General features: G+C 67.2%; 20 protein-coding genes. 7 read left to right on the forward strand and 13 right to left on the reverse strand.

Features of this window, described 5'->3' with window-relative positions:
- The 7 genes from GX414_05105 to GX414_05135 form a co-directional block, all read right to left on the reverse strand.
- The coding region (locus tag GX414_05105; GenBank protein NLI46466.1) for a tetratricopeptide repeat protein at positions 1-2,222 on the reverse strand (2,222 nt) is incomplete at its 3' end.
- A gap of 358 nt (positions 2,223-2,580) precedes the next feature.
- On the reverse strand, positions 2,581-3,618 hold the full coding sequence (locus tag GX414_05110; GenBank protein NLI46467.1) for an FHA domain-containing protein: 1,038 nt from the start codon (positions 3,616-3,618) through the stop codon (positions 2,581-2,583).
- A 17-nt stretch (positions 3,619-3,635) separates the two neighbouring features.
- Positions 3,636-7,139 carry a hypothetical protein gene (locus GX414_05115; GenBank protein NLI46468.1) on the reverse strand — a complete coding sequence of 1,168 codons (3,504 nt, stop codon included), beginning with the start codon at positions 7,137-7,139 and terminating at the stop codon, positions 3,636-3,638.
- A 365-nt stretch (positions 7,140-7,504) separates the two neighbouring features.
- Positions 7,505-7,924, reverse strand: coding sequence for a hypothetical protein (locus tag GX414_05120; protein ID NLI46469.1), 420 nt, complete (start codon positions 7,922-7,924; stop codon positions 7,505-7,507).
- 270 nt (positions 7,925-8,194) lie between these two features.
- A complete protein-coding gene (locus GX414_05125) occupies positions 8,195-9,181 on the reverse strand; it encodes a hypothetical protein (GenBank protein NLI46470.1) in 987 nt (328 codons plus the stop codon).
- Between the two features lie 6 nt (positions 9,182-9,187).
- Positions 9,188-10,273: a methionine--tRNA ligase gene (locus tag GX414_05130; GenBank protein NLI46471.1), complete on the reverse strand. Its 1,086-nt coding sequence runs from the start codon at positions 10,271-10,273 to the stop codon at positions 9,188-9,190.
- 465 nt (positions 10,274-10,738) lie between these two features.
- Positions 10,739-12,205: a hypothetical protein gene (locus GX414_05135; protein NLI46472.1), complete on the reverse strand. Its 1,467-nt coding sequence runs from the start codon at positions 12,203-12,205 to the stop codon at positions 10,739-10,741.
- A gap of 464 nt (positions 12,206-12,669) precedes the next feature.
- Between GX414_05135 and GX414_05140 the strand changes: the two genes are divergently transcribed.
- The 3 genes from GX414_05140 (at position 12,670) to GX414_05150 (ending at position 15,899) form a co-directional block, all read left to right on the forward strand.
- Positions 12,670-13,695, forward strand: coding sequence for a hypothetical protein (locus GX414_05140; GenBank protein ID NLI46473.1), 1,026 nt, complete (start codon positions 12,670-12,672; stop codon positions 13,693-13,695).
- Between the two features lie 219 nt (positions 13,696-13,914).
- A complete protein-coding gene (locus GX414_05145) occupies positions 13,915-14,391 on the forward strand; it encodes a tetratricopeptide repeat protein (GenBank protein NLI46474.1) in 477 nt (158 codons plus the stop codon).
- 101 nt (positions 14,392-14,492) lie between these two features.
- On the forward strand, positions 14,493-15,899 hold the full coding sequence (locus GX414_05150; GenBank protein ID NLI46475.1) for an aspartate ammonia-lyase: 1,407 nt from the start codon (positions 14,493-14,495) through the stop codon (positions 15,897-15,899).
- Between the two features lie 58 nt (positions 15,900-15,957).
- Here the strand turns inward: GX414_05150 and GX414_05155 are convergent, their stop codons facing one another.
- Positions 15,958-16,503, reverse strand: coding sequence for a YcxB family protein (locus GX414_05155; GenBank protein ID NLI46476.1), 546 nt, complete (start codon positions 16,501-16,503; stop codon positions 15,958-15,960).
- Positions 16,504-16,715: 212 nt separating this feature from the next.
- Here GX414_05155 and GX414_05160 point away from each other — a divergent pair, with 212 nt between their 5' ends.
- On the forward strand, positions 16,716-19,019 hold the full coding sequence (locus tag GX414_05160; GenBank protein ID NLI46477.1) for a carbohydrate binding family 9 domain-containing protein: 2,304 nt from the start codon (positions 16,716-16,718) through the stop codon (positions 19,017-19,019).
- A gap of 322 nt (positions 19,020-19,341) precedes the next feature.
- Here GX414_05160 and GX414_05165 read toward each other — a convergent pair whose 3' ends face one another.
- Positions 19,342-20,316, reverse strand: coding sequence for a hypothetical protein (locus GX414_05165; protein ID NLI46478.1), 975 nt, complete (start codon positions 20,314-20,316; stop codon positions 19,342-19,344).
- Positions 20,313-21,620: an O-antigen ligase family protein gene (locus GX414_05170; protein ID NLI46479.1), complete on the reverse strand. Its 1,308-nt coding sequence runs from the start codon at positions 21,618-21,620 to the stop codon at positions 20,313-20,315. The genes GX414_05165 and GX414_05170 overlap by 4 nt, the downstream gene beginning before the upstream one ends.
- A 192-nt stretch (positions 21,621-21,812) precedes the next feature.
- On the opposite strand from GX414_05170, the gene GX414_05175 reads away from it, so the two are divergent.
- Complete coding sequence (locus tag GX414_05175) at positions 21,813-22,385, forward strand: NAD(P)H-dependent oxidoreductase (protein NLI46480.1); 573 nt, start codon at positions 21,813-21,815, stop codon at positions 22,383-22,385.
- Between the two features lie 232 nt (positions 22,386-22,617).
- Positions 22,618-22,854 (forward strand): hypothetical protein, encoded by a 237-nt coding sequence (locus GX414_05180; protein ID NLI46481.1) that lies wholly within the window; start codon positions 22,618-22,620, stop codon positions 22,852-22,854.
- A 69-nt stretch (positions 22,855-22,923) separates the two neighbouring features.
- Here GX414_05180 and GX414_05185 read toward each other — a convergent pair whose 3' ends face one another.
- Both GX414_05185 and GX414_05190 read right to left on the reverse strand, forming a co-directional pair.
- On the reverse strand, positions 22,924-23,940 hold the full coding sequence (locus GX414_05185) for an asparaginase (GenBank protein NLI46482.1): 1,017 nt from the start codon (positions 23,938-23,940) through the stop codon (positions 22,924-22,926).
- A gap of 158 nt (positions 23,941-24,098) precedes the next feature.
- Complete coding sequence (locus GX414_05190; GenBank protein ID NLI46483.1) at positions 24,099-24,668, reverse strand: hypothetical protein; 570 nt, start codon at positions 24,666-24,668, stop codon at positions 24,099-24,101.
- A 157-nt stretch (positions 24,669-24,825) separates the two neighbouring features.
- Here GX414_05190 and GX414_05195 point away from each other — a divergent pair, with 157 nt between their 5' ends.
- Complete coding sequence (locus GX414_05195; GenBank protein ID NLI46484.1) at positions 24,826-25,824, forward strand: pyridoxal-phosphate dependent enzyme; 999 nt, start codon at positions 24,826-24,828, stop codon at positions 25,822-25,824.
- Between the two features lie 239 nt (positions 25,825-26,063).
- On the opposite strand, the gene GX414_05200 is transcribed toward GX414_05195, so the two are convergent.
- Positions 26,064-26,687: insulinase family protein (locus tag GX414_05200; GenBank protein ID NLI46485.1), on the reverse strand; the 624-nt coding region annotated here is incomplete at its 5' end.

Genomic DNA, 26,687 nt, shown 5'->3' on the forward strand with positions numbered 1-26,687 from the left:
CGGGCCTGCAGGTGAAAGATGTAGGTTCCGGGCGGATCGGAGACCCACCATTCGCCACCGGGGGGCGCCCCTTCCTCCGTCCGACCCATCTGGCCGATCCAGTCGAGGGTCATCTGGTCACCGGTGACACGGATTTCGATGGTCTGGTCGATGTTGCGTTTGGTACCGTAATACCAGCGCTGCCGATAGACGCCGTCGGGGCCCTTCACGAGCGGCGGAAAGACCACCGTGCGGAAGCGCCACCAGCAGTGGCTGGTGTAGGTCAGGTGGATTCCGTCGGCGAGGGTGGAGACGACCCGCCCGGACTCGTCGCGCCGGACGTCCCGCTGGTGGGCCTCGTCGAGGGAAATCCGGTCGTAGTTGTACAGGACGTACGCCTCGCCGGTCACGCCGGGGAACCGGCTGGCGAACGCCTTCATGTCGCCGCGGCTGAACGCGGTATGGAAGATCCGACCCGGCAGGGAGACGGCCGTCGCGCTGCCGGAGAACGCCTCCGTGGAGCTGGCGCGCATCTGCCGGCAGCGCTCGGTCTTGGGCAGCGGATACCGGTCGATGAGGTTGTGCCATTCGCCGATCCATTCCCCCTCGAGGCCGGCGGGCAGCAACGCCTGGATGGCCTGGCGGTGGCGGCTCCGGGCGTGGCATTTCTCCGCCAAGGGATTGGGCGGGTCGCCGAGCCGGTTGAGATCCGCCAGCACGGTTTGCAGCTGCTGGGTCAGGTCGTGCATGGAGCGCGCCTGGCCCGCGGCGGCGTCCACAGCGGCCCGGGTGGCATTGACATTTCCCAGCCCTGCGGCGATGGCGGCGTCCTGCATGCTCTCCTCGAACGCCGGCTCCGTGCCGGAGAGCCGGGCGGTGACCCACAGGTATTGCGCCAGCAGCGGATTCAGCTTCACGAAGTAGTCGTAATCGGGGGCGTTGGGGAAGTCGAAGAACGGCGCCCACAACGATTCGAAGTACTTCGACTGCTCCGGCGACATGGCGCCGTACACGCGACGCACCGACTCCATGGCCCGGGTGGCCTGGAGGCTGTAGTCATCGAAATCGAACGGCTTGACCGGATCGCCGGCCGGTTGCGCCGCCGATGCGGCGGGCTTCACCGGCGCCGGCTTCCAGGGGACACCGGCCCAGGTCCAGTAGGCGCCGTCGCACGGCGCATCCGCGGGAAACCGCGGCGGCTGAGCCGGCGGCGGCGGGAAGCGGGCGGGGAGTTTGTCGATGTCTTCGGTTCCGGGCAGAGCAGGCGGCGGCGCGAGGGGTGGGGCCGGGGGCGGTTCGAACGTGTCGGCCACGGGCCGGGTTGGCGGCGGCGTGGCGGCGGTGGCGTCCGCCGGGACCGTGCGGGCGGCGGATTCTCCGACCGGAACGGACGGTCGCGGAGGAGCAGGCTTGGCATCGGTGCGGGAAGGGCTGGGGCGGGTGAGGGCCTGGTCGGCGGTCTTTCCCTCCGCTGCGGGCGGCTTGGACGGTCCGGCGGAGGCAGCCTGTTCTCCGCCGAGCAGCTCAAGGCGCTTGGTCGCCAGGGGATGGCGCGGATCGAGTTCCAGCGTCCGCCGGTAGTCCCGGGCTGCGGCGGACCGGTCACCCAGGGCCTGAAACACTTGGGCCCGAGTGAACGTGGCCACGACGTTGTCCGGATTCAGAGCGAGCGCGCGGTCCGCGGCGGCCCGGGCGGCGGCGTAGTTTTCCAATTTCAATTGGGAGTCCGCGATTCCCGCGTGGGCGTCGGCGAGGAACCGGCGGTCGGACTCGTCGGCCAGGCCCAGGGCCGACTCGAAGTCGGCCAGGGCGCCTTCGGCGTCGCCCGCGAGCGACCGGACCGCGGCGCGGTTGTAAAACACCTTGGGATCATACGGATCGAGCGCGGCGGCCCGGTCCAGGTCCGCCAGGGCGTTCGGAAAATCCTTCAGGGCGCGTCGGGCGTTGCCCCGGCCCATGTACGCCTTGGCATTGCGCGGGTCGAGTTGGAGGGCCCGATTGAAATCCTCGACAGCCGAGGTGTACTTCCTCAGTTGGTTCCGACAGTTGCCCCGGCGGCGGTAGGCGTCGGCGAAATTCGGATCGGCGACGATGGCGTCGCTGAACGCGGCTTCTGCCGGCGCGAACTGGCCTCGACCATACAGTGACTCACCTCGCTGAAAAGCGGCCCGGGCTTCCGCCGACCGGGAACTTTCCACCGCCAGAATTGCAGAGGCAGCCGGCACGAGGATGAAAACCAACACAGCAAGACCAAGGGCTCGATGCGGTCGAAGCACCGGTCTGCTTTGACGGGAGGGACGTCGGATGCCACACCGTCGGTTCATTTCTTCATCTCCTGCTCCGAATAATGCATTTTCGCTGATGGCGGCTCATCCAACCGATATCGCGCATACGGGATGATCCGCCAAGCCTCGAACATCACCGCCCCAAAGACCCGCTCAAGCCCGGGTTGAAACCGGGCACGGGACACGAACGTTCCGTTTCACCTGCCGGCACGTCACGATCCGGCACCCCCGGACAGCTGGTTCAGATTCGGTAACACCTGACCGTTCGATCGGCCTTGTGCGACCGGGCAGACTGACGGTTTCAACCCGCTAGCCGTCATGGCAGCAAGAACTCCGGGTCGGACAGCCGTGTGAGCACGGGATCGCCCGGTGACAGGTCGTCGGAGAGGCGCCAGGCGCCGCTCGCCTCGCGCAGCTCGATCAGCCGCCGGGCCCTTTCACCATCGGCGCCCGTGAGCTCCTGCACCAGGAGGACATGGCCGAGATATGCCACGCGGTGGGTGAGCCGGTTTTTCGTCCAGGCGCGCTCGGCCCGCCACGCCTGCAGCATCGCCTCCCGATACGCCGCTTCGTCCAGGCCGCTCCGGGCCAGCCGTACCTCGAAGTCGGCCAGCAGCTCCTTGAAGGCGGTCCAGTCCCGGCCGCGCTGGGCTGCGGCCAGGGCGCGGGCCACGGCCTCCGGCGAGCTCCGGTCGACGTCGGGCGGAGCGGCGGCGCCGAGGTCGATGGGCGGGTCGTACCGCGTCACCTCGAACAGGTCCTCGAACGCCGGCACCGCGTAATCGCCGCCTCCCGGCAGACGCACACCGAGCGAAGCGGTCCACGCCGACACCTCATCCCAGTACATCCAGAGGAGGGCGCCTCCCGCCGCCGCAAGGACCGCAGCGAACAGCCAGCCCAGGACGCAGCCGTACCGGCCCTTTCGGGCGGACGGCGACGCCGGAGCGGGTGCCGGGTAAGGCGGCGGCGGGGATGCTGATGTGGGGGCTGCGGCGGGTCGCGGCGGAGGGGCCGGGGCCGGCGCGGCCGGCTGCAGCGGGTCCGCTGGCGCCGGGACCGCCACCGGAAGCCGGACCTCCAGCTCCACGTCGGCGAAGGCGATGCGGTCGCCGGCGCGCACGCGGACCCGGGTGACGCGGTGGCCGTTGACGAACGTGCCGTTTCGAGAGCCCAGGTCTTCAACGATGATCATCCCGGCCTGCAAGCTGATCTGGCAGTGGCGGCGGGACGCCTGGTCGGATGCGGTCCGCACCTGGCACTCTTCGGCGCGGCCGCCGAGGACGGATTGCCCCTCATCAAACGTCAGGTACGCGCCATGGCGGGGGCCGCCGACGAAGACGAGATAGACGGGCATGCGGCTTCCCTCCCCTCTCACGGCTTCTTCTTCGAGAGTTCCTTGCCCAGCGCTTCGATCATGGTGCCGGTCCGGTCCACCATGTCCTGCACCCCGCGACCGCCCGAGATGAGGTGCATTCGCCGGGACAGCTCCAGCGGATCGATTTCGCCGCGGCCGAAGCGGTCCATGACGTCCTGGACCTCCGTCCAGTACGCCTTGACTTCGGCGTGGTGCTGCCGGTCGGCCTCAGTCATGGTCCTCCCGGCGTCAGCTTCAATCTTCTGGAGCGCGGGGAGGAGCTTCGTACGGATGTCCTTCCCCGTTCCCCGGCATGCCTCCTGGACCCGCTGGAAGTGGGTCAGTCCCGGCTGGTTGCACATCATCTCGTGGGCCTTGACCCGGGTGACGTCGCCGGCCTGCTGGGCCCAGCGCGGGTCCACCCGGTCCAGATCGCCGCGGATCCACGCCCGGTCGGCGTAGGCTTCCTTGTGCCGGCTGGAGGTGATGGTCTCGAACGACGTTTTCGCGTCGTACCCGGTCCGCCGTCGGTAGATCTTCGCCCACTCCTCCTGCGCGGCCTCCATGGCCTCCATCGTCGAGGCCGGTCGGCCGTCCCGGGTGAGCCAGACGTTGCGCCGCAGCTTGCCGGCGGCGTCGGGGATCCAATCGGGCTGCTCGCGCAGGCCCAGGTCGTGGTCGACGCCGACGCTGTCGCCGCTCGAGGCGTTGCGGATGGATTGAAAATCGAGCTCGCGTCCGCCGCGACCCGCGAATCCCCGTCCCCGCATGGCGGTGCGGAGATCGGGCACCATCTCGGCGTGGATCGCCGCCATCTCGCGGGCATACCCCCGGCTCAGGGCCGGCGGCACCTGGTGCTTCATGATGACCTTGGCTCCGTAGCTGGCGTTGACCGAGCATGACTTGGTCCGCACCTGAAGCCGCAGGCGATCGATTTCGGCGGCCGGGGCCCGGGTCAGCTCGGCCTGACGAAACGCCTTGTAGGTGTCCGACCAGTCACGCACCAGCGCCTGGTCCCACTCCTGCTGCTGCTTCCATCGGGCGTATTCCATCGAGTCGGCGGTGGTCCAGCCCGGGGGCTTGCCTTTCTGCACGAGCCACCCGGACAGGTACTCCGAGGCCTTGTTGGTGCCCCATTTGATGGCGTACTTGGTCCCCAGCGCTTGCGCCACCGCCACGGCCTTGTCCGTGCCACTGCCCGGCGTTTCGCGGTAGGCGTCCACGCCGGTCCAGACGTAGTCCGCGCTGTCGCTGTAGTCCGTGATCACGCCCTTGAAGCCGTAGAAGACCGCGTGCTTGAGGCCCTCCTGTGGCGAGGCGGTGTTCAGGTACTGCTCCAGGCCCTTCTCAACGGCGCTGGTCACCCCCGAATAGGCCAGCTTGGCGACCGTGAATCCCCCCGCGGCGGCCACGACGCCGAAGGCCGTATCCGCGCCCGTCTTGACCCACTCGGCGGCCCAGACGCGGTTCTCCCACTCTTCGGTCTTGGTGTCGGCGCTGCGGCTCTCCGCCTCGAGCTGGGCCTGCAGCCCGCGCTGGAGCCGCTGCCGCAAGGCGCGCCAGCGCTGCGGGTTCAGGCCGGCGCCGTCGGCGTAGATCGACTGGATCTCGCTGAACGCCGTGTTCTGGGCTAAGACGCCCGCCCGTTCGGCGAGCAGCGCGACGTTCCGCCGCTCCCGGTCCACCTCGCTGAGACCTTGGGCATCGGCGGTGCACTTGCGCCGGAACTCGCGGCTGCAGATCTCGTCAAAGGGGGTGCGCGTGTGCACGATTTGGCCGGTCCGGATCGAGGCGATCAGGTCCTGTTCGCTCTGGATTTCGGATTGCTGGCAGGCGATGAGAAAGCGGATCTGGGCGATGCGGTCCGGGTTCGGCTGCCGGCTGTCCTGCTCCGCCTTCAGGTCCGCCTGCAGTCGCTCCAGGTACCGGCCGATGGCCTGGATGTTCGCCTCGTGTTCCCGGATTCGCCCGGCGGTGTCATCGGCCTCCTCGGCCGCCGGCTCCGCGTCCGCTGTCCGGCCGTCGGACCGGCGGGCTTTCGCCTCCAGAGGATTCCCGCGGCCTTCCTGCCAGTCCCGGCCCTCCGCCAGCCACGCCAGCATCTCCTCCCGCGACGCCTCCGCGTCGCGCCACCCATCCTTTCTTCGCTCCTCGGCAAAATCCGCCTGCCGGTTCGGCGGGAAGGCCATCAGCGTGACGGTGAAGGACTCCAGGTCGGCGGGCTTCAGGACCTCCGACTCCTTCATGGGCCGGCCGGCCAATTCGAAATACTTGAATCCGTAATGGACGAAGATCGGCAGCACCTCGTCTTTCGCCGCCTCGGTGCGCCGGCTCCGGATCTGGCGCGAATAGAGGAAATCCTTGCGCCAACGTCCCGACTGGAAGGTGAATTCCCGGATATCGAAGCGGCTCAAAGCCTTCATCTGCAGGCCGATCACGTGGACACTGACATCGGACCCGTCGTGGCCCCGGCCCGTATCGGCCAACACCAGTTCCTCAATGGTCCGCGCGTCCTCCGACAGTCTCCCCCACACGGTCCGTCGATGAATGCCGCTCTTTTCTCCGAACAATCCGGGCCGCCCGCTCCATTCGTTGACCATGCACCCGGAAAATTCCAAACCGTTCCAGACGATGGCCGTATTCATATCTATCGGCACACCCAGCTGCAGTTCCTTCGCGTCAAGTGGCTTGCTAGTCACCCACCTCTCGTTGGGCAGGAAATACCCTGAAGTGTCGGTGGGATCGTTCGGATCCGGCGGCGTGCCCTCCCGAAAATCCTGGCGGTCGCTGCGGGCTCTTTCACGGGCGGATTTCTCGTCCCAAACCGGCGTCCGCCAGCCCGTGGGCTGGCGGATGATCCGGCCGAGGCCGGATGTCTCTCTCACCAATTGCCCCGAAACGACGACCTTGACGGTCGAAGTCGCCTGGATCTGCCGCAGGGCGGGGTCAGCCAGCGCGTTCCGCGTGTAGGCCAGCGCATCGTCGCTGCGCCGTCGCGCCCGGGCCTTGGCCGCCAGCGGGTCCGGCGGGTCGCCGAGCGCCCGGATCGCCGCCTCCAAGGCCGTCATCCGCGCCACCACCCGCCGCAGCTCCCCGGCCAGCAGCCGGGCCTCGTCGGCGCAGAGGGCGCTTCGCGCGGCGTCGCCATAGCAGCCGGCCTCCATGGCCGCCGTCCAAGCCTCCTCCATTCGGGCCCGCAGCAGGGCCGCCTCGGTGCGCCGGCTGAAGAACTCCTCCAGCAGCGGCGTCAGCTTCTCCAGGTAGGCGATCACCTCCGGGGCCGGGAAATGGAACAGGGGCGCCCAGAGGGCGTCGAACCGGCGGTTGTCCTCGTCGGTGCGGGGCCCGATGAATTGGCGCATGGCCTCCATGGCTACGGAGACCATGCCGGCGTACTGGGCGGGGGCGATCCGGCTCACGGCGTCCGCAGCCGGCGGCGCCGGCCCCTCCCGGGCGCTGTCGGCGTGAACGCAGAGCAACCACAGGACCACCACCACGCCGCCCATGACCACGCGTCTCATGGTGGCACCCCCCGGAATGGATTCGAGCCCGCGGATCGCGGGAAGGGCCTGGCGGAACCCGCCCCCCCCGCTGCGATGCGGCGGCACCCTCGATCGTCTCATCCGGATGGAACTGCAACTAGGATAATCTAAAACGACGCGGTGATCAATCGGTTTGCCACGCAAACCATCACAGCGAGAGTCGTGCCAATTTGAGCAGGACGAGGGACTCCGCCTCTGGTTGTTGCCCTCGCTCCATCGGCTGAAGAGCTTGCCCACGGCCTCCGTGATCGGGTGATTGAAGGGTCGTTCGACTGGTCGGGTTTCGGACTGCGAATGATGCGTATCTCCTGACCCCTCACTCCTGACTCCTCACTCCCAACCGTTCAGTCCTGGCTCCCGGGCGGGAACTTGATCTGCAACGGCAGACTCTTGACGACGCCCGTGCCGGCGACGCTCACGACAAGCTCCCCCAGGGTCTCCGGGTGGTAGCCCGCAAAACCCTCGTCAAAGACAATCGTCTTCGATTCCCCCGGACCGAGCGTGACCATCTGATACTGCTTGACGACCTGCGGCTCGTCCTTGAAATAGACGCCCGCGTGGGTCAGGCCCAGGTAGAGGCAGGTCACCGCCACCTCGGCCGGTTGGGCCTGGGTGTTGCGAACCTGCACCCTCACCGTGAACGCGCCGAAGTCCGGCGTGTCCGGGCTGAAGACCGGCTGGATCATCACGATTTCGTACCCGCCCGCGGTCAGCGCCACCGCCGAGCAGGCGGCGATCAACAACAGCACGACGGCTCGTCTCATTGTTCCCCTCCTAAAAATGCGCGGGTTGGATTCTCGGTTCGCAGGTTCACAGGTTCACAGGTTCGCAGGTTTAAAACCGTTGATGGTTGATCGTGTCTCGTAATCGTGATCGTAATTCGTAATCGTTATCGAAATCGAGGCTCGGGACTCGAGGCTCGTTCCCGTAACGCGGACATCGGAATTCGGGGTTCGCGGTTCCTGTCTTCCCGTTTATCTGATCTTTCCGTCTTACGTTTCCCGTCTTTTGTCTCCCGACTCACCGATTCACCGTCATTTGATCCCACCGTCGACGCCGCGGTCCACCACCACGTCGGCACCGGCCGCCTGCAGGGGCTTGCCATTGTAAAAGGGCCGGCCATCGCGCGCCTCCAGCGTCACCTTCTGGAAGTCGGTGATCTCGATGCGGGGAGTGCCGTCGAACTCGATGTCGGCGACGCGCACCGGCGTTCCCGGCGCCGCGTCGACGGTGAGCACGCCCAGGGCGTCGGCCGACGAGGCCGCCAGCAGCATGCCGTTGCTCTCCTGGCCGCGCAGTTGCGCCGGCTTCAGGTTGGCTACCACCACAAGGTTCTTGCCCGTGAGTTCCTCGTCGGTGTAGAACCCCCGGATGCCGGCGCAGATCTGGCGTTGCTCGGCGCCGAGGTCGATGTGGAGCACCACCAGCTTGTCCGCCTTCGGGTGGGAGGCGCAGGCGAGCACCCGAGCCACGCGCAGGTCGATGGACGCCATGGGATCCTTCTGCACGATGTCCACCTGATCCACCTTCTGGATCAGGATGGCCGGCTCGCCGATCCGGTGCCCCTTCAGGTCGAAGGCCAGGTTCTCAAAGGTCTGGTGCGGCAGCGCCAGCTGGCGCTCCAGGTCGTTGGCCAGGCGCGGCACGATGGGCTTGAACAGCGTCCCCAGGATCCGCACCAGGTTCACGGTGAAGCTGGTCACAGCGTGGGCGCGGGCGCGGTCGGTCTTGAGCAGCGCCCACGGCGCCTGCTCCTGGAAGTAGCGGTTGCCGATGTCGCCGATCTCCAGGATCTCGCGCACCGCGGCGCGCAGCTCCACGTCCCGGTAGTGCCCGATCACCTTCGCCGCCTTCTCCAGGATCCTGGCCTCGAGCTCCGGCTCGGCGAAGTCGCCCGTGACCCCGTCGAAGTTCTTGGCCAGGAAGGTCAGCGACCGGTTGGCGAAGTTGGCGAAGTTGCCGATGAGCTCCGCGTTGACGCGGCGCTTGAAGTCCTCGAGGTCCAGGTCCACGTCGGCCATCTTCGCCTACAGGTTGGCCGCGTAGTAATAGCGCAGGTAGGCCGGGTTCAGCTTGTCGAGGTACTCGCGGGCGGTGATGAAGGTGCCGCGGCTCTTGCTCATCTTCTCGCCGTTGACGGTGAGGAAGCCGTGCACCAGGATGCTCTCGGGGAGGTTGAAGCCGGCGGCCATGAGCATGGCCGGCCAGAACAGGAAGTGGAAATAGATGATGTCCTTGCCGATGATGTGGCGGACGCGCCCTTCGGGCCGGCGCCAGAACGCCTCCCAGTCGCGCCCGGTGCGGGTGCAGTAGTTGCGGGTGGAGGCGATGTAGCCGATGGGGGCGTCGAGCCAGACGTAGTAGTACTTATCGGTCTCGCCCAGGATGGGGAAGCCGAAGTAGGGCGCGTCGCGGGAGAGGTCCCAGTCGCGGAGCCCCTCGTCGATCCAGGTGAGGATGTAGTTGCGGATCTCGTCCTGGATTTTGGCGTTGCCCGTCAGCCACGCCCGCAGGCGCTCGGCGTAGTTGGCCAGCTTGAAGAAGTAGTGGCCGGAGGTCTTCCGCCCCGGCGGCGTGCCGCACACCACGCAGAACGGGTCGGCCAGGTCGGTGGGGGCGTAGGTGGCGTTGCAGCGCTCGCAGTTGTCGCCGTACTGGTCCGCCGCGCCGCAGCGCGGGCAGCGGCCCTTGACGTAGCGGTCGGGGAGGAAGCGGCGGCATTTGTCGCAGTAGGTGAGCTCCACGTCCTTCGTGTAGATGTCGCCGTTGGCGCGGGCGGCGGAAAAGATGAGGTCGCTGAACTCCTTGTTCTCGGGCGAGTTGGTCGTGTAGAAATTGTCGAAGCGGATTTCGAAGTCGGCGAAGTCGCGGCGGTGCTCGTCGTAGTACCGGGCGATGAGCGCCTCGGGGGTGATGCCCTGACGGGCCGCGTTCACCTCGATGGGCGTGCCGTGGGTGTCGTCGGCGCAGCAGTAGATGGCGTCCTCGCCCATGAGCTTGAGGGCGCGGACGTAGATGTCCGTCTGGATGTACTCCACCAGGTGGCCCAGGTGGATGGGCCCGTTGGCGTACGGCAGGGCGCTGGTGACGACGATCGGGTGCTTCGGCTCCATGAGATGCTCCGGGTGACAGAATGACGGGCGATTCTACTGGAATCGGCGCGGGGTGTCAACGCGGGGAAGCGAACCCTCGCGCAGTAAACAGTGAGGGGATAGGAGACAGGAGTCTCGGGCCCGTCGTATTCGTAATCGTAATTCGTAATCGGGGATCGGGGATCGGGGTTCGGAGCTCGATGCTCGTTCCCGTAACGCGGACATCGGGAATCGGGAATCGGAAATCGGAAATCGGATATCGGACCTGGGACCTGGGACCTGGGTTCTGGGACTTGGATTCCGGGACCAGGGTTCCGGGACCTGAGTTCCGGGACCTGGGTTCCGGGACCTGAGCCCTTGGTTATGGATCCCAGTTCCCAGCTCCCAGCACTCAGCACCCCGGTCCTCCCCCATTCACCCATTCACCGATTCACCCATTCTCCATGCCCCGATCCGTGGCCGAATCCGCAGCCGGGCCCGGCGGATTCAGCGCGGCAGCGGTTCCACGATGAGGCCGCGCTCGGGGTGGCGCTGGTCGTAGCGGATCGCGACCCGACTTCGGCCGTTTGCGCCATACCGGGTGGTGACGAGGGCGAGCCGGCCGTCCCGAAGCACCGGCTGAAACTCATATTCGCATCCACCGTCGCCCCCCGTGTACATTGCCTCCCCCCGGGTGCCGCCGTTCGGTTCCATTTCCTCCGTCTCGATGGATTCGAAACACGATTCGTAGCGCACCGATTGCACGGTCAGCGCCTTCCCCTCGGGAGACAGGCAGAGCCAGATCAGGTCGCCCTCGGTGCCCGCTCCGCACATGGTGCTCCCCCCCGGCCAGCGGGAGCAACCGATCACCCAGAGCAGCACATACACGCAGCCGTCGCCGGCCGCCCGGTCCAGCAGCCCGTAGGTCCAGCCGCCCGCGGCGCCGATGCGCTCACCCAGGTCGGTCACGACGCCCTCGCCCGGCCCGGCGAGCAGTTGCTGTTCGAACAGCCACAGGCGCCAGTCCGGCTCGTCCACCAGCCGGGTGATGACCGGCGGCACGTAAGGGGCCGGCAGGAGCATCCGCTCGATGCCGTAGTTGCCGCTCTGGGGATCTTCCCCGCGGGTGACCCACTGGAGGGATCCTCCGGACAGGCGCAGGTAGCCGGGGACCAGCCGGGCCATTCGGGCCGCTTCGTCGGTCATGGGCAGGCGGACGGGCGTGCCGAACGCCAACTCCCAGAAAGTGGCCGGGTCGGCCCACCGACGGCTCGTGGAGGAAGACACCAGCTTCTCCTGAGCGGTGGCGGCGGGGTCGTCCACGTCCAGTGCGTCCACGAGATAGAGCAGGCCGCCGAGCTCCGGACCGCCGCGGCTGATGGCGCCGGCCAGCTTCACGCGGAGCCACACCGAGTAGCCCCCCGTCTCAGGGCGGAAGAGGTGGCGGACGGCGCCCGCCACAGGCTCCGGATCGGCGGCGCACGCACCGGGGTGGAGCCGGAGCTGGGTCAGGCCCAGGGGCCGCCTAAGGGCGCGCCGCGTGGCGCTCAGGCTGGCGGTGACTTTCCGGCTGAAGGAATCCTCGTCGCCGCCGGACTCCATGTCGGCATCCATGTCGTCCACCTCGGCCCGCAGGGCGTTGATTTCCTTCACCACGGCGGGATCCGCCAGCCAGACCTCCAGGTGGTCGGACACGAGCGCGGCGCCCTCGCCAAAGCACGGGCGATCGTCGCGCACCCGCGCCTGGAGGTAGAAGACGCCCTCGTGCACGGTCAGCCGGTAGCGGAGGGACAGATCGTCGGGACCGCGCCAGGGCGTGCGCTGCAGCCGGACGTGGGCGGCCGTGGTGTCCGTCCAGGCGGCCGCCCCCAGCGCCGACTCCACCTCGGCATCCAGGGCCGGCGCCTGGGCCATGGCGGCGGCGGTGGCGACGACGATCAACCCAATCGTTAGGATACGGACGACATAACGCATGGTCACCTCCGGAGATAATGTGGGCGGTCACGGGTCCCGCCGGCGTCCATCATGGCGGCCGCAGTTGAAAATAATATGAAGTCGCGGCGAAATCAAAGTGGAATAAATTCGGTGATTGGGTGGAGTGGTGAATGGGTGAATGGGATGGGTGGGGCCTGGGTGCTGGGTGCTGGGACCTGGGATCCACAACCTAGTGCCCAGGGCCCAGAACCCAGGTCCCGGAACTCAGGTCGCAGAACCCTGGTCCCAGAATTCAGGTCCCAGAACCCAGGTCCCAGGTCCGATATCCGATTTCCGATGTCCGCGTTACGGGAACGAGCCTCGAGCCTCGAGCTTCGATTACGATTACGAGCACGATGTCCGAAGTTCGATTTCCGATGTCCGTCATCCTCACGCGCGCATTGAACCAAAGGCGGAGTTGGTGCATCATGTTAAAGGGATATTCCGGTTTTCGGGAGGCCATCATGGCACGCTGCATCGTTCGCAACGGCTGGCTCGTCTGGATCGTCGCGGCCATGGCCGCCTGGATTTACGCGGGACCGCAGGAGACCGCGGCGCCCGCCGCCCCGACCGCCGCGCCGGACACCGAGACCACGTTCCGCCTCACCTGCGCCGGGATGGGCTTCCAGAACGGCTACCTCGACGGTTTCGAGAACGGCGTCAACGACAAGCGCTACAACCGCTACAGCGACTTCAAGACCCACCCGCTCTACGAGAAGGCCACCCGCGGCTACAACGAGAAGTGGATGTACGAGGTGATCTACCAGATGGCCTTCCGCAACGGCTTCGGCCGCGGCTACGAGGACGGCTATGCCGGGCGCCCCAACATCGTGGTCGAGCGGTTCACCCAGCTCGAGGAGGCTCTCCAGCAGGCCGGCACGTCCGGCACCGCCGGCCCGCGCCGCGCCGCCACCGGCCCGGTGGGGCTGCCCGCCGGGACTTCGCTGCTCCTCCAGCTCAACGACTACCTGACCACGCGGATGAACCAGCGCGGCGATCCCTTCACCGCGGTGGTCGCGCGGGATCTCTTCGTGGGGAACGTGCTGGCCATCCCCGAGGGCTCCATCATCGAGGGGACCGTGGGCGCGGTGAGCCGCCCCGGCCGCGTCTCCGGGCGCGGCGAGATGACCCTCAGGTTCGAGCGCCTGAAGCCGAAGTACGGCGCCGAGACGGTCATCTCCGCCACCCTGATCGGGGTGGGCGCCGACCAGGGGCAGATCGTGGACCGCGAAGGCAAGTACGAAGGCAAGGACAGCGCCGGCCGCGACGCCGCGGTCATCGCCGGCGGCGCCGGCGCCGGCACCGTCGTGGGCGTCATCGCCGGCGGCGGCAAGGGGGCGGCCCTCGGCGCCACCATCGGCGGCCTGATCGGCCTGGCCGGCGTCCTCACCACCCGCGGCGAGGACGTGGAACTGGTCAAGGGCACGCTGCTCGAAATCATGCTGGATCAGGATCTCCAGCTGGAACCCGCCACTCCGAAACAGCCCTAGCCGACCCTTCGGATCGGTCATCTGTCGGTGGCTGCCGGACCGGATGCGCGCGGCCGTCAAAAAACAGTACCGGTTTCACGCAATCGTGATACAATTTTTTCAGTATCACACGCCTTCCGACACGGCCGCGAATGAATCCCCTCGCCGACGGCACCTGTCGTCCGACGGGATGTCCGTGCCGGGACGCTGAACCGACCATCATGCGGTAAGGAGGGAGATATGGCGGACAAGAAGTACAAACGGATCATCGACGGCAAATTCGACGGCAAGACGACGTTCAAGGAAGTGGCCGGGATGACCGACGAGGAGTTCCATGGGCTCCTGCAACTCGGTCACCTGTACTACACCCAGGGACGCACCGAGTCGGCCCAGAAGGTGCTGGAGGGGCTGGCGGTCCTCGATCCCGACCACAAGCTGGTCCAGTCGGCCCTCGGTGCCCTCTACACCCGGACCGGCGACAACGAGGCGGCGCTCCGGGCGCTGAACAAGGCCGCCAAGCTCAATCCCAACGACATCACCATCTACGTCAACCGCGGCGAAGTCCATTTCCGCCTGGGCAAGGTCAAGGAAGCCGCCGATGACTTCAAGCAGGCCCTGGCCATGGACCCGGAACGCAAGAACCCGGCCGCCAACCGCGCCCGCCTCATCCTGGTGGGCCTGGCCGCCGTCGCCCAGAAACTCAAAGACAAGAAGTGAACCTCCCGCCGGCGGCCTCGCCGCCGAGGCTGCCGGTCGCCCCTTGATTACCGACCCGTCTTGTGAAAACATGGCCGTCTGAAATCACCCAGGAGGCGGCCATGACTCATCGCGAAGAGCACGACAGTCTGGGCGCCCGGCAGGTTCCCGCCGGAGCCTATTACGGCGTGCAGACCCTGCGCGCCGTCGAGAACTTCCCCATCACCGGCGTGGCCATCGGCCGGTTCCCCCTGCTCATCCGCGCCCTGGGCGCCATCAAGAAGGCGGCGGCCCAGGCAAACATGGACCTGAAGATCCTGCCGCCGGACCTCGGCGCGGCCATCGTCCAGGCCGCCGACGAGGTGATGGACGGCCGGTACAACGCCGATTTCGTCGTCGACGTCATCCAGGGCGGCGCCGGCACGTCTACGAACATGAACGCCAACGAGGTGATCGCCAACCGGGCGCTGGAGCTGCTGGGCCGGCCGCGGGGCGACTACGCCGCCTGCCACCCCAACAACCACGTGAACCTGTCGCAGTCCACGAACGACGTCTACCCCACCGCGCTCAAGCTCGCGGCGATCTGGAAGATCCGCCGCCTGCTCGACGCCATGGGCCAGCTGCAGGATGCCTTCGCCCTCAAGGGGGAGGAGTTCAAGGATGTGCTCAAGCTGGGACGGACCCAGCTCCAGGACGCCGTACCCATGACCCTGGGCCAGGAGTTTGCCGCCGTAGCCATCACCATCGGCGAGGACATGGAGCGGCTGCGCGAGGCGGCGCGGCTCATTCACGAGATGAACATGGGCGCCACCGCCATCGGCACCGGCGTCAACACCGTGCCCGGCTACACCGACCGCGTCCGGGCCCGCCTCATCGAGATCACCGGTCTGTCGCTCATCACGGCGCCCAATCTGATTGAGGCGACATCCGACGCCGGCGCGTACGTGCAGTTGTCCGGCGTGCTCAAGCGGATCGCCGTCAAGCTCTCCAAGGTCTGCAACGACCTGCGGCTGCTGTCATCGGGACCGCGCGGCGGCATTGGTGAAATCCTCCTGCCGGCCATGCAGCCCGGCTCCACGATCATGCCCGGCAAGGTCAACCCGGTCATCCCCGAGGTGGTGAACCAGGTCTGCTTCGAGGTGATCGGCCTGGATGTGGCCATCAGCATGGCGGCGCAGGGGGGACAGCTGGAGCTCAACGCCTTCGAGCCGCTCATCGGCTTCAATATTTTTCTGTCCATGGACATGCTGGAGCGGGCGGCCACGGTGCTGCGGGAGCGCTGCGTCACCGGGATCCGGGCCGACCGCGAGCGCTGCCGCGAGCTGCTGGAGCGCTCCACCGGCATCGTGACGGCGCTGGTGCCGGTCATCGGCTACGAGGCCGCCGCCCGGCTGGCCCACGAGTCGCTGGATACCGGCCGGCCGGTGCGGGAGCTGGCGCTGGCGCAGGGTCTCCTGGACGAGGCCGCGCTCAACGAGCTGCTGAATCCGGCGCTGATGACCCACCCGCGGGCCATCCCGGGGCGGTGACGCCGCCAGCGGGGTATTCCACCAGCGCCTTGATCGGCGAACGACGGGTTCGGCCGGATCAGGTCCGCCGGGCTACCCAGCGTCGGCGGACGATGACGGGCGCCGCCGGCGCCCGCTGGGCCAGCAGTTCGCGGAAGCGCGCCTCCCGCCCCTCGCCGCCGAAGGCGCGGCGCGGCAGGATATAGAGGAAATCGTCGCTCTGGCAAAGGATGTAAATGTCGGGCGTCTCGTAGATGCGCCGCAGATCGGCCCAGCCGGCCGTCTTCTCAAGCGCCGCCGCCCGCAGGGTGACGCCGTCGTCGCCCAGGAGCACCGTCCGCTGGTCGGCCAACTGCGGGTTGGCCCGCCAGGCCCGGGCAACGAGGCGGCTGGGCAGCCGCAGCACCACAATCCCCGCCAACAGTCCGGCCACCCCCAGGGCGTAACCCAGCAACTGACGCGGCGCCAGCGCGATGAACCAGACGGCCACCGCGCCGGTCAGCACGACAGTGAGCCCGCCGGAAATCAGCATCCACAGGAACAGGCCGCGCTTGAGCACGCGCAGCGCCTCGGCGAATTCCTCGAAGCGATAATAAAAACGCAAGCGCATCACCGGCTGGGTCACGGTCGTCACTCTCCCGGAAGACGTGCCGCCATGAATACCAGAAAACGGCCGCCGGATCAACGCCGGCGTCAGAGGCTCCGGTGCCGTCTCCTCTGCCGGTCGGTTGCGTGATTTCGATCACACCCCGCAAAATCGGTGCGACAAACTTGCAACTCCCAGGTTCCATTCTCGTATATTCACCTTCTCAGAAAGACAAATGCCGGACGGAGCACATGGTCAACGACAAACAATCCAGGCTCACCCGATTCTCCCGACGCTCTTCGTGGTTGTTCCTGTTCCTGGCGGTCGCGATCACCACTGCGAAAGCCCAGCCGGATTCCCCCCCGCCGGTGATCGAGATCCCCCGGCTGAGCGCCGAGCCGCGGCTGGACGATTTCCTCAACATGCGCCCCGAGGGCGCCGCCGCCAGCGAGATGGCCCGGGTGGAGGGCTTCGTCCAGGCCACCCCCCGTGACGGCGAGCCGCTCTCCGAGCGGACCGAAGTGTACCTGGGCTACGACGCCGAGAACCTCTACGTCGTATTCCTGGCCTTTGACCGAGAGCCCGACAAAATCCGCGCCCGGCTCACCCGTCGCGAGAACGTCTTTCTCGACGACAACGTCGAGATCATGCTGGACACCTTCAACGACCGCCGCCGCGCCTACATGTTCCTGACCAATCCCTTCGGCATCCAGTGGGACGCCATCTGGAATGAAGGCGAACACTTCGACGATTCCTTCGACACGCTCTGGTACTCCGACGGGCGCCTGACGGCCGAGGGGTACGCGGTCTGGTTCAAGATCCCCTTCCGCTCGCTGCGTTTCTCCAGCGCGCCCGAGCAGGAGTGGGGCATCATCCTGAACCGGGCGATCCCGCGCACCAACGAAAACGCGTTCTGGCCCCGCATCTCCAGCCGGATTTCGGGACGGCTGAACCAGCAGGCGCGGGCCACCGGGCTGCGGGGCATTTCCCCCGGCCGGAACCTGCAGGTCATCCCCTACGGCGTCTTCCGGTCCTGGCGGAGCATCGAGGAGGACAGCGTCAACGGACCGGACTGGGTGAGCGACCTGGCCGAATTCGACGGCGGCGTGGACGCCAAGGTGGTTCTCAAGGACAGCCTCGTGCTCGACGTGGCCGTCAACCCCGACTTCAGCCAGGTGGAATCGGACAACCCCCAGGTCACCGTCAACAGCCGCTTCGAGGTGTATTTCCCTGAAAAGCGGCCGTTTTTCCTCGAAAACGCCGACTACTTCGGCACCCCGATCAACCTGGTGTTCACCCGGCGGATCATCGATCCCCAGTTCGGCATCCGCTTCACCGGCAAGGCGGGTCCCTGGGCGGTGGGCGCACTGTGGGCCGACGACGAGGCGCCCGGTGAGATGTCGGATCCGGATGATCCGGAGTTCGGCAAACGGGCGCAGTTCGGCATCGTCCGGGTGCGGCGGGACATCTTCCACCAGTCGTCCGTCGGTTTCATCTTCACCCAGCGCACGTTCAACGGCGGCTTCAACCGGGTGGGCGGCCTCGACGCTCATTTCAAGCTCAACGACAACTGGGCGCTGGACATGCAGGGCGTGGCCAGCGCCACCGAACGTCCCGACGGTTCCACCCAGGCCGGCCCGGCGTACACGGTGGAGCTCAGCCGCGAGGGACGATCGTTCGATTACTATCTCGAGTATGAAGACCGCAGCCCCGGTTACGACACCCAGGTGGGCTACAACACCCGGAGCGACATCCGCCAGATCGGCCAGAACGTCGAGTACAGCTTCCGACCCGAGGGGCCGGTGCTCATCGCCTGGGGTCCGGAGGTTTGGGCCAACTGCAACTGGTCCCACGACGGTACCCGCCTGGACTGGGAGTTCATCCCCGAACTGAGCTGGGAATTCGCAGGCAACACCAATTTCGGCATCGGCCGCATGTTCCTCCGGTCGCGCCTGCGCCCCGACGAGTTCGAAAGCCTGGACGCCGACCGGGACTACGGTTACGGCCGGAACTACCTGTCCTTCAGAACCAACCTGTGGTCATGGCTCGGCGTCGAAACCGATCTGAACTGGGGCACCGGCATCAATTATGTCCCGGCCGAAGGCGCCGAGCCCGAGGTGGCGAACCGGATCGGCAGCGAATTGAACGTCACCCTCCAGCCCAACACCTGGCTGCGGGTGGACAACACCTATCTCTTCTCCCGCCTCACCGACCGCGCCTCCTCGGCCGCCATCTACAACAACCATATTTTCAGGTCGAAGTGGAACCTGCAGTTCACACCGGAGATGTCCCTGCGGCTCATCGGCCAGTACGACACCACCCTGCCCTCCACGACGCTCTCGTCGCTGGAAAAGACCAAGCGGTTCAACATCGATTTTCTCTTCACCTACATGTGGCACCCGAACACGGCACTGTACGTGGGGTACAACTCGGACCACGAGAACCTGAACCTGATCGAATCGCACGGCAGCCGGGAGCTGATCCGCACCAACGACGAGTTCATCAACGACTCCCGGATCTTCTTCGTAAAGTTTTCCTATATGTTCAGGCTGTAGTTCGTCATCGTCATCGTAATCGTGATCGGGATCGTAATCGAGGCTCGTTCCCAACTGACGGACATCGGAAATCGGACCTGGGACCTGGGTTCTGGGACCTGGGTTCTGGGACCTTGGCCCTAGGTTATGGATCCCAGTTCCCAACACCAATGTCCTGCCTTTCCCATTCACCTATTCACCGATTCACCTATTCACCCATTCACCGATAGCCCCACTGACTGTTACCCGAAGATGAAAAAACTCCGGCCGGGCGCCTGCACGGCCGCCCGACCGGTTTCCGTTCTTCAGGTTCGAATCGTTCGACCGCTTGCCCGTCGGTGCCCTAGCGACCCATGTACTTGATGGTGCCGGTGAGTGCGATCTCGCTGCCCACCTTCTCACTGCATCGCAGGTAGCCGTCGACCTGCGTGCCCGTGACTTTCAGGTACATGTCCTCGCAGCCGAACTGCTGCTTCTTCTGCTCCTGTTGGCGAACATAATCCGGTGAAGCCATCTTCGCGTACTCCGCCTGCAGTTCCTGTTGGAGTTGTTCCATCCGGGCCATCAGCTTCGTCATCTCCGCATCGGATAAGTTGCCCGACTGGAACTTGCGGGCGATCTCCTCCATCTCTTTCTGGGCGTTGCCCCCGGCATACTTTTCCTCGATGTCGAAGTTGTACGGCCTGTCGGTGCTATACTGGTCGTAGTGCAGCGTCGCGGTGCGGGTCTCGAACGGCTTGGTCTCTGCGCCGCGATAGAACTCCACGGTGTATTTCATCTTTCCGCTCTCCGACTGGCACCGGTTGTCCTCCAGCAGGAAGGCCCGGATCCGCCAGCCGTTGGCGGCCTTGAGCAGCCACTCGTACTTGCCGGTGATCACAATGACGTTGTTCCGATTGGTGTAGGCCGCGCTCACCGGGGTGATGACCTCGAGGCGGACCGACATCGGCGTGATGTCCGGCGGCGCCTTGACCGTGGCGCGGTACTCGGTCGCCGTGATGTTCTCCCGGAGCACCTCGATCCGGTCCGAATCAAACAGGACCTTGGTGCCGGGCGGGAACTGGCCTTTGAGGATCACTTCGCCGGTCTCGCCGGGAGCGACGCAGGCCGCGGTCACCAATCCGATTTCCGGCGTCGGATACTTGGCGTACAGCGTCTTCCGGTCGTTGATCCCCAGCCGTTCCCGCTCCGCCTCGGCCTTGGCGACGATCGCCCGGCGCTCCTGCTGAAACTTCGTCAATGCCCCCCGGGCAAACCCGAGCACCAGAGCCAGGCCCACCAGGGCCACGGCCACCTTGCGAATCAGACTACCACTCATACGGGTCCTCCTGTGTTGGCTTCCGGAGCGGCACGCCGGGTGACCGCCTGCGATTCCACCGGCGCCGTCGGAAACGATAGGATCATGTCGCATACGATGCTTAGATAGAGCCAGAAGAAAAACGTTTCAGTCGGCCGGTGAAATGGGAAATCCACGAAGGCCACGGCCAGGATACCCACCGCCCCGGCGGCCGCTCCCTCGGCGGCCACGGTCGGTTCGGCCTGACGGGCGGCCGCGAATCGCCACAGGATCACCGCCGGGAATGCCACGAACAGCATCAGTCCGATGACGCCGTGGTCCACCAGCGCCTCCACATAATCGTTGTGCGCGTGAGCCGACAGGCCGGCGAACCGCCGGTCGGTCCCTGCGGCCGCGAGCCGATCGGTCTCCCAGCGCGGGTAGAAGAGCTCGAATCCGCCCGGGCCGAAGCCGAGCCATGGCGCCTCGGTCACGTGGGCCAGCGCGGTGCGCCAGATATGAACGCGCCCCCGCACGGTCTCGTCCAGCGGCCGGGCCGTCGAAAACGCCACCACGAGCGCACCCGCCGCCGCCAGCCCCAGCGCCAGTCCCAGCGCCAGCCGGGGCCGGCGCGCCGCGCCGCGGAGCAGGGTCCAGCCCGCCCAGGCCAGCACGGCCGCGACCGGGGCACGGGAGCCGGTGGCGAGGATTCCGCCGGCCACCAGGGCGCCACCCGGCAGCAAGAGAGCCGGACGCCACCGCGGCGCCAGTGTCCGCGCCGCCGCCCAAACGGCGGGCAGGGCCGCGGTGAGACACGCGGCGACGAAGTTGGGATTGCCCAGGGTGGCGAACACCCGCAGCCGGTCCGAGCCGCCCGCCGGCCCCGTCCACCCGAACAGGCGGAACGGATCGGCGCCGGCCCGCTGCAACACGGCGACGAGGGCCACCGCCAGTCCGGCGGCGGCCGCGGCGCGCATCAGCCCATCCGGTTCCGGGCGCAATCCTAACAGCACGATGAACGCCGCCGCCGGGAGTACGGCCGCCAGGAGCGCCGCCGGGGACGCCGCGGCGCCCGTCAGGGCCGACAGGGCGACGGCCCCCAGCCAGCAGGCCAGAAGGGCGAACAGCACCGGGTCCAGTCGCGCCAGCGGGTTGATCCGCGCCCGGACGACCGCCGCCAGACCGAGCGCCGCCCAGGCCGCAATCACGATGGTTTTGGGTGTCGAGAACGGCGTCGCCAGGCCGGGAACTACCAGGAGCGGAACGGCAACCACCACCGCATCCGCGGCTCCCCGCATCCAGCCGGCCAGTTGGTGGTGCGAAACGTTGTCTGAGTGCCCGGCCATACGGCATCCAAGCGATCGAATGGGACGACGGCGCCACCGGGGCGTGTCACAAAACGCCTATGGTACAGTGCCGTTCCCCCGGGCGCAAGCATGTACACCGCGACACCTGACAATGTTCACCCGAAATTGACATCGCATCAGACGCCGGACTTTCGCGGTACAATAGGGCAAATCCAACCGGAGGACACCGCCATGCCCAGAATCCTTGCCTTCTCGGGAAGCGCCCGGGCCGAGTCGTTCAACCAGCGGCTCGTCGGCATCGCCGCCGCCGGCGCCCGGGCCGCCGGCGCCGAGGTCACCCTCGTCAACCTGGCCGACTATCCCATGCCGTTCTTCAACCAGGACCTGGAAGACCGCGACGGCATGCCGGAGCACGCCCGCGCCTTCAAGCGGCTGCTCGCCGCCCATGACGGGTTCCTCATCGCCTCGCCCGAGTACAACAGCGCCTTCACGCCGCTGCTCAAGAACACCCTGGACTGGGCCTCCCGCGCCGAGAGCGACGACGAGCCGGGCCTGATGGCATTCAAGGGCAAGGTGGCGGTCCTCATGGCCGCTTCGCCGGGCGGCTTCGGCGGCATCCGCAGCCTGATGCTGCTCCGGCTGTTCCTCAACCATTTGACCGTGCTGGTGCTGCCGGACCAGCTGGTCGTGCCCTTCGCCCACAAGGCCTTCAACCCCGACGGCTCGCTGGCCAAGGCCAGCGAGCAGGAGGCGGCGCTGGGGCTCGGGCGGCGGCTCGCCGAGGCGCTGAGCCGGCAGGTATGAGGATCGCCCGGCGGACACCGTCATTCTGATCGTTGATCATTTTTCATCGGTCGTTGCCACTCGTGATACGCGCGTGGTGATGACGGCCGGCGTTTCACGCGCGTCACGGGAGTCGTTCTCCCCCGCGCGACATCAATCACCACGCGGACAAACAATCGCATTATCACGAACGACTACGGCCACCCGACAGAATCACTGACGCCGGGAACCACCACCAAGGGGGACACATAGAATGGCTGATGAACTGCCGACTGATCCGGCGCAAACCGCTTCGGATGATGACATCGAGGAGGCGCGCCGGCACTGGGAGGGGCTTCACGACGACGAGTGCTACCGCGATGTGCACGGCGTGCCGACATTGAGCGCGCAGGGTGAACGCGGGTGCATGATTTTGCTGGCGGTAGTGGCCGGCGGGATCATCATGCTCGTCGCCTTGTCCGTCTGGTTGGTGGTTCACATCCTGTTCTGACGCCGCGACCGGGAACCGGCGGATTGGTTCACGTGGAGTTCGTGGGAAATTGGATCTGAATTCGCCCGGTTAAACCACGGTCAGTGAGAACACGCCGCTCAGCTCGCCGACGATCTCACCCAGGTCGTTGCGGTTGGGCGCCGCCGCGAACTCGGCCAGAGCCGCGACGTCCTCCGGCGAGAGCAGGCCCAGCAGCGCCAGCGCGCGCATCGCCGCCGGCGGCACGGCCCGGAGCGCGCCGTCCTCAATCTTGAGGGCGATGCCCAGGTTCGGCTCCTTCACCCCGAGGCAGTAGACTCCCTCCGCGCCGAGCTTGTTCACCCAGCGGCCGCCTCCGGCGGCGGCCAGGGCGGTGCAGAAACCGCCGGTGCCGGCCAGCATGAACGGGTGGGCGGTCATGGCGCCGGCGATCCGCCGGGCCGCGGCGGCAAGTTCCGGCGGCAGGCCGGACGGCTCCGCCAGCCGCGCGTAGGCCCGCGCCATCTGTCGCAGCGGCAGGGCGAACACCGGCACCGAGCAGCCGTCCACACCCACCCCGATCGACGCCTCCGGCTCGCCGCTCACCGCGGCCAGGATGTTGCGGATCATCCGCTGGACCGGGTGGTCGGGCCGGTGATACCCGGCTACGGGAAAACCGCGATGGATGCACACCGCCAGGATGCCGGCGTGCTTGCCCGAGCAGTCGCTCACCAGCGGCGTTTGCGCTTCCCCCGCCCGGGCCTGCGCCAGGGCGATCTCGGCCCGGATCGACGGCGGGGTGCCGCAGTGCAGCGCTGATGGCTCCAATCCGACCTTCGTCAGGATCGACGCCACCACTCGCCGGTGGTCCGGCTCACCGTAATGGGAGGCGCACATGACCGCCAGCTCCTCGTCGGTGAAGGCGAAGCGGTCGGCCGCGCCGCTGGCCACCACCGCCAGGGCCTGAATCGGCTTGGCGGCCGAGCGCATGTAGGTGACCGTGCCGGGGTCGCCGATCTCGCGGACGAGGCGGCCGCCGCCGTCCACGACAGCGACACTGCCGCGGTGGCGGCATTCCACGCGGCCGCTGCGGGTGACGGTGACGAGCACTTCGGGGGTTGCGGTCATGGATCCTTCCCTGCCCATGGCTTGGGCAGGTTATTTCATCACACCCGCGGGGCGTTCGCCAAGTGAAGATTGGGACAAGACCCAACCGGTTCGAGGCGGGCGGGCGCCGGGCGCTGCCGGCGGCGGCGTCTCCGGCCGGCTGACCGGCTTTCTCAGCCTCAGGCCGGGTCGATCTTGAAGCGGCAGGCCTTGCCACCGGTCCGGAGCGACTCCAGCAACTCCACGCGGACCGACCGGCCGAGGCCGGTCTCGAACAGCTGGGTCACGTACCCCACCGAGCAGAGGCAGAAGGTGGGCGACAGTTCCGCCGGCCCCTTCTGCACCAGCGGGCACAGGCAGCCCCCGTCCGGTCCCGCCTTGTAGGTGAAATAGACCGCGTCGCCCTCTCGACGACAGCCTTCCGGCCCGGCCCAGGACTGGAGCCTGGCCACGAGTTCGTCCGCCGGCATTGGCTGGACCTCCCGGCCCGCGTGCGACTCCCGGTAGCAGGCCCGGCCGTTGGCGGTCATGAGCCGGCGGCGCGTCGCCTCGTCCACCTGCCCGTCCAGCGTCTCGAAGAACCGCCGGGTCCAGTTTTCGGTCCATTCCAGTCGTTTCTCACACGGCGTTTTCGGCGGCTCGCCTGCGGCCGTCTGGGCCAGGCAGGCGCCCGCGCCGCCAACTCCCAGGCATCCGGCCGCCAGCCCAACGCCCGCCGCCTTGAGGCACACTTCGCGACGGTCCATCATGCGTGCTCCTCCCATGGTCAGACTGGCAGAGTATACGGATCGGCGCGGAACAGGTTCCACCCGTCTTGCCAGCAGCAGCTCACACCGGAGACGGTTGTCCGAAGGTTGCGCAACATGGGTTACAATGCTGCCGCCAGTCTGAACGAGGAGTGCGCCCATGAACGATCAACCTGCCGACACGTCCACCGTTGATCCGGCCGATCTGACGCCGAAGCTCGCGGACGTGCGGGTCGCCGCCGAGCGGATCCGCCCGTACGCCCACCGCACCCCCGTGCTCACCTGCGCCGGCCTCGACGCGCTGGCCGGCGCCCGGCTCCACTTCAAGTGCGAGAACCTGCAGAAGGTGGGTGCCTTCAAGTTCCGCGGCGCGTGCAACGCCGTCTTCTCCCTGTCCGAGGCGGAGCTCCGCCGGGGCGTGGCCACCCACTCGTCGGGCAACCACGCCGCCGCCCTGGCCCTGGCCGCCCGGCTGCGGGGCGCAACGGCGCACATCGTCATGCCCCGCACGGCGCCGGCGGTGAAGCAGGCGGCCGTGGCCGGCTACGGCGGCCGGATCGTGTTCTGCGAGCCCACCCTGGCGGCGCGCGAGACGACGCTGGCCGAGGTGACTGCGGCCACCGGCGCCGTCTTCATCCATCCGTACAACAACCCACGCGTCATCGCCGGTCAGGGGACGGCGGCGTTGGAGCTGCTGGCCGACGCGCCGGCGCTCGACATCGTCATCACCCCGGTGGGCGGCGGCGGGCTGCTCAGCGGCACGGCCGTTGCCGCCACCGGCGTCGCGCCCGGCATCCGGGTGCTGGCCGGCGAGCCTGCGGCCGCCGACGACGCCTGCCGATCGCTCCAGGCGGGCCGGATCCTCCCCTCCCTCGATCCGGTCACCGTGGCCGACGGACTGCGCACGTCGCTCGGCGATCAAACCTTCCCCATCATCAGCCGGCTGGTGGAGCGGATCCTCACCGTCAGCGAAGCCGGCATAATCCGGGCCATGCGCCTGATCTGGGAGCGCATGAAGATCGTCGTGGAGCCGTCCGCCGCGGTGCCGCTGGCGGCGATCCTGGAGCACCCCGAGGTGTTCCGGGGCCGGCGGGTGGGCATCATTCTCTCAGGCGGGAATGTGGACCTGGATCATTTGCCATGGGGAGTTGATGGTTGATGGTTGATGGTTGATGGTTGATAGTTGATCGTGATTCGTAATCGTGATCGTAATCGTAATCGAGGCTCGGGACTCGAGGCTCGAGACTCGAGGCTCGGGACTCGAGGCTCGAGGCTTGTTCCCGTAGCGCGGACATCGGAATTCGGGGCTTGCGGCATGGGGTTCGCGGTTCGGTTCTTCCCATTCGTCTGACGTTTTTCGTCTGACGTCTCCCGTCTCCCGACTCACCGATTCACCGTCTAATTGAATCCCGGCGCGCTGACGTCGATCACGCGAAAGGCGCCGTATTTTTCCAGCTGCGTCCGGATCGCCTCGGCCTTACCCAGCACCACAAGGACGTAGGCGTCGCCCGGGAGATGCTGTTTGGCAGCGGCGTTCACGGCGTCCGGTGACACCGTGCCGACCGCATTCAGGAATCGGGCGTAATGGTCGAAACCCAATCCGCCGGCCGCCAGCCGTACGTACGCTTCAGCCTTGGCGGCGCCCCCCTCGAACCGGGGCGGGAACTGGCCCAGGATGTACGTGCAGGCGCTGGTCACCTCGTCCGCGGCGAACCCCTGCCGCCGCGCCTTGTGGAGCAGCTCCCGGGTGATATCCAGCATCTCGCCGATCGTTTCGCTCCGAGTGTAGGAGTTGAGCTCGAACATGCCGGCGCCGCGCCATGATTCGAATCCGCTGTGGGCGCCGTAGGTCAGGCCGCGCTTGATCCGCAGCTCGGTGTTGAGCCATGAGGTGAAGCGGCCGCCGAAGATGGTGTTCAGCACTTCCGCCGCCGGTTCCCCCGGATCGCCCAGCGGCAGGCCCCGCACGACCATCATGAAATTGGCCTGGGTGGCCTCGGGCATGTTCACCAGCAGCCGGAC

This window comes from Acidobacteriota bacterium (assembly GCA_012517875.1).
Taxonomy (GTDB): Bacteria; Acidobacteriota; JAAYUB01; order JAAYUB01; family JAAYUB01; genus JAAYUB01.

Coding starts and splice junctions, on each gene's coding strand:
- GX414_05125 (NLI46470.1), bottom strand. CDS start 9,181: ATGGCCGACGTGGACCTGGACCTCGAGGACTTCAAGCGCCGCGTCAAC.
- GX414_05110 (NLI46467.1), bottom strand. CDS start 3,618: ATGCCCGTCTATCTCGTCTTCGTCGGCGGCCCCCGCCATGGCGCGTAC.
- GX414_05185 (NLI46482.1), bottom strand. CDS start 23,940: ATGACCGCAACCCCCGAAGTGCTCGTCACCGTCACCCGCAGCGGCCGC.
- GX414_05120 (NLI46469.1), bottom strand. CDS start 7,924: ATGAGACGAGCCGTCGTGCTGTTGTTGATCGCCGCCTGCTCGGCGGTG.
- GX414_05150 (NLI46475.1), top strand. CDS start 14,493: ATGACTCATCGCGAAGAGCACGACAGTCTGGGCGCCCGGCAGGTTCCC.
- GX414_05140 (NLI46473.1), top strand. CDS start 12,670: ATGGCACGCTGCATCGTTCGCAACGGCTGGCTCGTCTGGATCGTCGCG.
- GX414_05130 (NLI46471.1), bottom strand. CDS start 10,273: ATGGAGCCGAAGCACCCGATCGTCGTCACCAGCGCCCTGCCGTACGCC.
- GX414_05180 (NLI46481.1), top strand. CDS start 22,618: ATGGCTGATGAACTGCCGACTGATCCGGCGCAAACCGCTTCGGATGAT.
- GX414_05135 (NLI46472.1), bottom strand. CDS start 12,205: ATGCGTTATGTCGTCCGTATCCTAACGATTGGGTTGATCGTCGTCGCC.
- GX414_05115 (NLI46468.1), bottom strand. CDS start 7,139: ATGAGACGCGTGGTCATGGGCGGCGTGGTGGTGGTCCTGTGGTTGCTC.
- GX414_05160 (NLI46477.1), top strand. CDS start 16,716: ATGGTCAACGACAAACAATCCAGGCTCACCCGATTCTCCCGACGCTCT.
- GX414_05170 (NLI46479.1), bottom strand. CDS start 21,620: ATGGCCGGGCACTCAGACAACGTTTCGCACCACCAACTGGCCGGCTGG.
- GX414_05165 (NLI46478.1), bottom strand. CDS start 20,316: ATGAGTGGTAGTCTGATTCGCAAGGTGGCCGTGGCCCTGGTGGGCCTG.
- GX414_05190 (NLI46483.1), bottom strand. CDS start 24,668: ATGATGGACCGTCGCGAAGTGTGCCTCAAGGCGGCGGGCGTTGGGCTG.
- GX414_05145 (NLI46474.1), top strand. CDS start 13,915: ATGGCGGACAAGAAGTACAAACGGATCATCGACGGCAAATTCGACGGC.
- GX414_05195 (NLI46484.1), top strand. CDS start 24,826: ATGAACGATCAACCTGCCGACACGTCCACCGTTGATCCGGCCGATCTG.
- GX414_05175 (NLI46480.1), top strand. CDS start 21,813: ATGCCCAGAATCCTTGCCTTCTCGGGAAGCGCCCGGGCCGAGTCGTTC.